The following is a 6,966-nucleotide window of genomic DNA, read 5'->3' as shown; positions in this document are numbered from 1 at the left end:
TTCCGAACCCGGAAGCTAAGCCTCACAGCGCCGATGGTACTGCAGGGGGGACCCTGTGGGAGAGTAGGACGCCGCCGAACAATCATTCAGAAAAGCCCCTGATCCCTTCGGATCAGGGGCTTTTCGCATTTCCGTTGACGTATCGTCAGGGCATGGACGATCAGACAGCGGTCATTCCGAGCAACGTGCTCCGCCCCGAGCAGCGCGACGGCGCCCTGCGTGTTCTGGCGGAGGCCCAGGCGGTCGACGGCCGAGCCGCGGTCTCCGAGCAGGGCCGGCTGCGGCTGCGGAACGCCGAGACTCCCCGGCCGGGCGTCACCCACCTCATCGTGACCGAGGCCGAGACCACGAGTGCGAGTGCGAGCGCCACCGTGGTCGGCTACGGCCAGGTGGAGGTGCCGGAGGCCGGGACGGCGAACCCGGCGGCCGAGCTGCTGGTCGACCCGGCCGCCCGCGGCCGCGGCCTGGCCCGCCCGCTGGTGGACGCCGTCCTGGAGCAGGCCCACCTGGTCGGCCGGGACGCGGTGGACTTCTGGGTGCACGGCGGTCACCCGGCGGCCCGGCACCTGGCCGGGGCCTACGGCGCCGAGCTGGTCCGGGAGCTGCGGCAGATGCGCCGCACCGGTCCGCAGACCGAGGCCGTGGCCGTTCCCGAGGGGATCGAGCTCCGGACCTTCCGTCCGGGTGAGGACGACGCCGAGTGGCTGCGGCTGAACGCCCTGGCCTTCTCCCACCACCCGGAGCAGGGCTCCTGGACGCAGCAGGACCTGGCGGAGCGGATCGCCGAGCCCTGGTTCGACCCGGCGGGCTTCTTCCTCGCGACCCGGGGCGGCAAGGTCGTCGGTTTCCACTGGACCAAGGTGCACCCGGCCACCGCCACCGAGCCGGAGCTCGGCGAGGTGTACGTCGTCGGGGTGGACCCGGCCGAGCAGGGCAGCGGCCTCGGCCGCGCGCTGACCGCCGCCGGCCTACGTCACCTGACCGGGTCAGGGGCCGGTGAGCGTGGACTGGAGACGGTCCTCCTCTACGTCGACGCCGACAACCCGGCGGCCGTCCGGGTCTACGAGCGACTGGGATTCACCGTCCACGAGGTGGATCTGATGTACCGCGCCCGGTACCAGGCGGACCGAGCAGCAGACCGGGCGACGGACCGGGCGGCCGACCGCTAGACCCACGCCCGGTCCCGCGCCGCAGGCGGCCCGGTGGTAACGGAGCGGTCGCGGGCAGGGGGCGGCGAGGCCCGCCACCCCTTGCTCCGACCGACTCAGCTTTCCTCCTGGCCATGCGGTGTTTACCGTGGATTCAATTGCTGCCGCGAAGATCACAGGATGAAGTCCGTAGTGTCTCGCTCGTGCAGAGTCGACCGCCATTCCCCGGCCGGTCCTGTACGGACCGCGCCCGGTGGGTGGGTGCTGTCCCCGGGGGCGACCCGGGGCGAGGACGACGGCCCGCAGAGCCATTCGTGTCCGGACGCCGTCCTGCTGGAGGAGCTGGAACCCATGAGCATCCCCCGCCCCGTCCCTGCCCCGCTGCCGCCCACGGCGCGGATGTCCAGCGCGCTGGGCGTCCCGCCGGAGCTGCCGGCCACGGACGAGCAGGAGTTCGAAGCACTGCCGCAGGGCCGCTTCCTGGACCGTGAGCGGAGTTGGCTCGCGTTCAACGAACGCGTCCTGGAGCTGGCCGAGGACCCGGGGATCCCGCTGCTGGAGCGGGCGAAGTTCCTGGCGATCTTCGCGAGCAACCTGGACGAGTTCTTCATGGTCCGGGTCGCCGGCCTCAAGCGCCGGATCGCCACCGGCGTGGCCCAGCGCAGCGCGTCCGGCCTCCAGCCGCGCGAGGTGCTGGACCTGATCTGGACCCGCTCCCGTGAGCTGATGGCCCGTCATGCCGCGGCCTTCCAGCAGGAGGTGCTGCCGGACCTCGCCGCCGAGGGCATCGAGGTGGTCCGCTGGCCGGAGCTGGCGGAGAAGGAGCAGGCCCGGCTGCACACCCTGTTCCGGCAGAGGATCTTCCCGGTGCTGACCCCGCTGGCGGTCGACCCGGCGCACCCCTTCCCCTACATATCGGGGCTGTCGCTCAACCTCGCCGTGGTGGTCCGCAACCCGGTGTCCGGCCACAAGCACTTCGCCCGGGTGAAGGTGCCGCAGTCGCTGGCCCGCTTCCTGGAGGCCTCGCCCCAGCGGTACGTCCCGCTGGAGGACGTCATGGGCGCGCACCTGGAGGAGCTCTTCCCGGGGATGGAGGTGCTGGCCCACCACGCCTTCCGGGTCACTCGCAACGAGGACCTGGAGGTGGAGGAGGACGACACCGAGAACATCCTCAAGGCCCTGGAGAAGGAGCTGATGCGGCGGCGCTTCGGCCCGCCGGTCCGGCTGGAGGTCGAGGAGTCGATCGACCCCTACATCCTGGACCTGCTGGTGCGGGAGCTGAACATCACCGAGGCGGAGGTCTTCCCGCTGCCCGGTCCGCTGGACCTGACCGGTCTGTTCGGCATCGCCGAGCTGGACCGGCCGGAGCTCAAGTACCCGAAGTTCGTGGCCGGTACGGCCCGCGGGCTGACCGACGTCGAGTCCGCCTCGCAGCCGGACATCTTCGCCGCGATGCGCGAGCGCGACGTGCTGCTGCACCACCCGTACGACAGCTTCTCCACCTCGGTGCAGGCCTTCCTGGAGCAGGCCGCCGCCGACCCGGACGTGCTGGCGATCAAGCAGACCCTGTACCGCACCTCCGGCGACTCGCCGATCGTGGACGCGCTGATCGACGCCGCCGAGTCCGGCAAGCAGGTGCTGGTGCTGGTCGAGATCAAGGCGCGCTTCGACGAGCAGGCCAACATCAAGTGGGCGCGCAAGCTGGAGGAGGCCGGCTGCCACGTGGTCTACGGCCTGGTCGGGCTCAAGACCCACTGCAAGCTGTCGCTGGTGGTCCGCGAGGAGGGCGACACCCTGCGCCGCTACTCGCACGTCGGTACCGGCAACTACCACCCGAAGACCGCCCGGCTGTACGAGGACCTCGGCCTGCTCACCTCCGACCCGCAGGTCGGCGCGGACCTCTCGGACCTCTTCAACCGGCTGTCCGGCTACTCGCGCCGGGAGTCCTACCGCCGGCTGCTGACCGCCCCGCGCGGCCTGCGCGACGGGCTGGTCTCCCGGATCCACAACGAGATCGCCCACCACCGGGCCGGCCGGCCCGCGTACGTGAAGATCAAGGTCAACTCGATCGTCGACGAGGCCCTGATCGACGCGCTCTACCGGGCCTCGCAGGCCGGGGTGCCGGTGGACGTCTGGGTCCGCGGCATCTGCGCGATCCGGCCGGGGGTGCCGGGGCTGAGCGAGAACATCCGGGTGCGCAGCATCCTGGGGCGCTTCCTGGAGCACTCCCGGGTCTTCGTGTTCGGCAACAACGGCGATCCCGAAGTGTGGATCGGCAGCGCCGACATGATGCACCGCAACCTGGACCGCCGGATCGAGGCGCTGCTCAGGATCACCGATCCGGCGCACCGTGCCGAGCTGTCCGGGCTGATCGACCTCGGGGTGTCGGACGAGACCGAGTCCTGGCACCTGGGCCCGGACGGTGCCTGGGAGCGCCGTTCGCAGGACGCCGAGGGCAAGCCGTTGCGGCACGTCCAGGACCTGCTCATCGATTCGCGCCAGCGCCGCCGGGCCGCCACCTCGCGCTGACGCGTCCACTGATGCGAGCCGCCGGAGCAGTCGGGGCCCCCGGGGCCCCGGGGGGAGCTGCTCCGGCGGTCGGCCACCAGCCCCGGGGAAGGGCCCCGGGGGAACGGGGATCTACCACGCCATGACCGAAGCGCCGATGACGGCCCAGGCGGCCTCCACAGCGACCGCCGGGGACATCCTTTCCCGCCAACTCACCGCCCAGGCGGGCGCGTTCCTGCGCGCCCTGCCGCTCGCGGTGGGCGAGGTCGGCGCCAGACCGGGGTCGGCCGCGGCCGTTCCGGCGAGCGGCACGGCCGACCTGCTGCGGGCCGTGCGGCGGGTCGGCGGGCTGCTGCACACCTTCGGGGCCGTGTTCGAGCAGTCCTGGGCGCAGGAGTCGCGCACCGAACTGCGCTGGCTGCTCAACCTGTTGGCGCTGGAGCCCGGTTACGTCCGCCGCTCGGCCCGGCTGCTGGGCGCGGTGGACTCGCTGAGCGGCACCGACCCCGAGGGGACGGGCATGCTGGCCGGGCACGCGGGCGCCCCCAAGGCGCGGGCGCTGCTGGACCGGCAGCTGACCCTGGCCCGGACCAGGGCGCACTCCACGGTGCTCCAGGAGCTCCGCTCGGCCCGGCTGCACGCGCTGGCGGACCGGATGACCCTGCTGGTCGGCGAGGCGCCGCTGCTGGAGGCGGCCAGCGGCCGGGCGTCGGCGGTGCTGCGGCCGCAGGCGGCGGCCGCGTTCACCGCGCTGTCGGTGAGCGCCCAGCAGCTGCCGCTCCACCGGGCCGCGACCCCGTACGGCGGGGACGGGCTGCGCCGGCTGGGCGCGGTGCCGGCGGCGCGCGGGGCGGCGGACGCGGACTCCGCGCTGGCGGCCGACGACGCGCCCTGGTCGCGGCTGCGGATCCTGGTGAAGCGGGCCCGGTACGCGCTGGAGGTGTGCGCCCGGCCGTCCGCCGAGCTGGACGAGCTGGACGCGGTGCTGGCCCGGCACCAGGAGGCCGCGGACGCCGCGGTGACCGCCGCGACGGCGGCGCGCACCCCGCGGATCACCCCCGCGACCGCCTACGTGCTGGGCGTGGTGCATGCTGATCAACGACTGGAGGTCGAGGCGGCGCGGTACGCCTTCGGCCGCCGGTGGCCCGAGCTCCCGCCGTCCCCGGACGGCTGGCTGGAGCTCCCCCCTGCCGAGGGCCGGGGGCATTCCCCCGCACCACGGACGGCTTGAATTGCACGATCGCCTGCGCACCGGGCGGGCAGCGGACCCGACGGTGGGACCGGCCGTGAACCCGGCGGCGGCCCGGGCCGCGGGCCCGGCGGCCGCACCGGCCCGCGGCCCGGTGGTCCTGGCGGCGGGCGCGGTGCTCTGGCTGCCCGGCCGGCCGAAGCCCAGCGGTCGGCTGGGGCGGCCGCGGATCGCGGTGATCCACCGCCCGAAGTACGACGACTGGAGCCTGCCGAAGGGCAAGCTCGACCCGGGGGAGGGCGTGGTCGAGGCGGCGCTGCGCGAGGTGCGGGAGGAGACCGGCTTCGACTGCCTGCTCGGTCCGGAGCTGCCCGTCCAGCACTACCTGGCCCAGGGCCGTCCGAAGGAGGTCCGGTACTGGGCCGCGGTGCCGACCGTCGGGGCCTTCCGGCCCAACCGTGAGGTCGACCGCCTGGACTGGCTGCCTGCGGGCAAGGCCCGGGCGCGGCTGACCCATGACCGCGACCGGTTGCTGATCGATGCGCTGCTGGTGATCCTGGGTGCGAAGCCCGTACGGACGGGCGGGTCGGGGCCGGTGGAGGAACGACGGAAGTGATCTCCCCGCGCCCGCGCCGTGACGCAACCGTTACTACGTGACGTAGTTTCCTGTCATCCGTTCGAGGTTCACTTTCCGTTCACTTGCGACCGGCTGTCGTGTCACTTACCCGGCCTAACTTCGGGACTACCGGCGGGCCGAACGGGCCCCGGACCACAGCAAAACCCATGCTCAGCCGTACTCCTGCGGCCTGCGCAGCGGGCAATGCCACAGAAAGGGACACCCCTGTGAAGCTCCAGCGGAACGGCCGCTCCAAGGCCCTCGCCATCGGTGCCATGGCGCTCGTCAGCTCGCTGTCGCTCGCTGCCTGCGGGTCGGACGACAACAACAAGACGGCGTCCAGCGGTTCCAGCGGCTCCTCCGCGGCCGGTGCCGCGGTCAACTGTGGCAAGGCCGGCACGCTCCTGGGCGCCGGTTCGACCGCGCAGGCCCCGGCGATCGACGTGTGGAAGACCAACTTCGGCGCCGCCTGCTCCGGCACCACGGTGAACTACAGCGGCGGCGGCTCCGGTGCCGGTGTCCAGCAGTTCACCCAGGGCAAGGTCGCCTTCGCCGGCACCGACTTCGCCCTCAAGCCGGCCGACGTCGACGCCTCCAAGGCCGTCTGCACCGGCGGCAAGGCGATCGACCTGCCGATGGTGGCCGGCCTGGTCTCGCTGGTCTACAACGTCGAGAACGTCGACAACCTGGTCCTGGACGGCCCGACCGCCGCCAAGATCTTCGACTCGCAGATCACCAAGTGGAACGACCCGGCCATCGCCGCCCTGAACCCGGGCGCCAAGCTGCCGGACGCCGAGATCCAGAGCTTCCACCGCTCCGACGACTCCGGCACCACCTTCAACCTGACCTCCTACTTCGCCAAGACCGGTGGCGGCGCCTGGAGCGCCGAGCCGAACAAGGCGTGGAAGGGCAAGGGCGGCCAGTCCGCGAACGGCAGCGCCGGTGTCTCGGCCCAGATCAAGCAGGTCAAGAACTCGATCGGCTACGCCGAGCTGTCCTACGCCCAGACCAACAACCTGAAGAGCGCCCAGATCGCCACCGGTGCCGCCAAGCCGGTCGAGGCGACCGCCGCCAACGCCGCGCTCACCATCGCCTCCTCCACCGTCACGGGCACCGACGGCGACCTCGCCCTCTCCCTGGACTACGGCACCAAGGCCGACAACGCCTACCCGATCGTCCTGGTGACCTACGAGATCGCCTGCGACAAGGGCAACAAGGCCGAGACGCTGGACACCCTCAAGTCCTTCCTGAACTACACCATCAGCGACGCCGCCCAGAAGTCGATCGGCGACAAGGGCTACGTCCCGATGCCGGCCGCGATCGGCGACAAGGTGAAGGCCGCGGTCGGCACCCTCGCCTGACCCGCCAGGACCCCCGGTGGGACGGCCCCGTGAGCGAGGGGGGCCGGGGCCGTCCCGCCGGAACGCACCAACCCAGCACCAACGTCCGGGGCACCGCCGCCATGGTGCCGACCCCCTACCGGGGCGGCACCACCAGACCGGAGT

General features: G+C 72.4%; 5 protein-coding genes and 1 rRNA gene. All 6 read left to right on the top strand.

Annotation, left to right across the window (positions count from 1 at the left end):
* A 5S ribosomal RNA gene (gene rrf / locus ACFC1T_RS16290) occupies positions 1-80 on the top strand; the annotation flags it as partial.
* Positions 81-152: 72 nt separating this feature from the next.
* A complete protein-coding gene (mshD, locus tag ACFC1T_RS16285) occupies positions 153-1,169 on the top strand; it encodes a mycothiol synthase (protein WP_375888845.1) in 1,017 nt (338 codons plus the stop codon).
* 330 nt (positions 1,170-1,499) lie between these two features.
* Positions 1,500-3,677 carry an RNA degradosome polyphosphate kinase gene (locus ACFC1T_RS16280; RefSeq protein WP_375888842.1) on the top strand — a complete coding sequence of 726 codons (2,178 nt, stop codon included), beginning with the start codon at positions 1,500-1,502 and terminating at the stop codon, positions 3,675-3,677.
* A gap of 121 nt (positions 3,678-3,798) precedes the next feature.
* Positions 3,799-4,887, top strand: a complete 1,089-nt coding sequence (locus ACFC1T_RS16275; RefSeq protein ID WP_375888840.1) for a CHAD domain-containing protein — start codon at positions 3,799-3,801, stop codon at positions 4,885-4,887.
* A gap of 43 nt (positions 4,888-4,930) precedes the next feature.
* A complete protein-coding gene (locus tag ACFC1T_RS16270; protein WP_375888838.1) occupies positions 4,931-5,461 on the top strand; it encodes an NUDIX hydrolase in 531 nt (176 codons plus the stop codon).
* Between the two features lie 227 nt (positions 5,462-5,688).
* Entirely contained in the window at positions 5,689-6,822 is a 1,134-nt protein-coding gene (gene pstS / locus ACFC1T_RS16265) for a phosphate ABC transporter substrate-binding protein PstS (RefSeq protein ID WP_375888835.1), read from the top strand.
* Positions 6,823-6,966: the final 144 nt, after the last annotated feature.

It is taken from the genome of Kitasatospora sp. NPDC056076 (assembly GCF_042266305.1).
Lineage (GTDB): Bacteria > Actinomycetota > Actinomycetes > Streptomycetales > Streptomycetaceae > Kitasatospora.
This window is presented reverse-complemented; position numbering and strand designations above follow the sequence as displayed.

Excerpts from the sequence above, each read along its gene's own strand:
- mshD (WP_375888845.1), top strand. The coding sequence starts at position 153 with ATGGACGATCAGACAGCGGTCATTCCGAGCAACGTGCTCCGCCCCGAG.
- ACFC1T_RS16280 (WP_375888842.1), top strand. The coding sequence starts at position 1,500 with ATGAGCATCCCCCGCCCCGTCCCTGCCCCGCTGCCGCCCACGGCGCGG.
- ACFC1T_RS16275 (WP_375888840.1), top strand. The coding sequence starts at position 3,799 with ATGACCGAAGCGCCGATGACGGCCCAGGCGGCCTCCACAGCGACCGCC.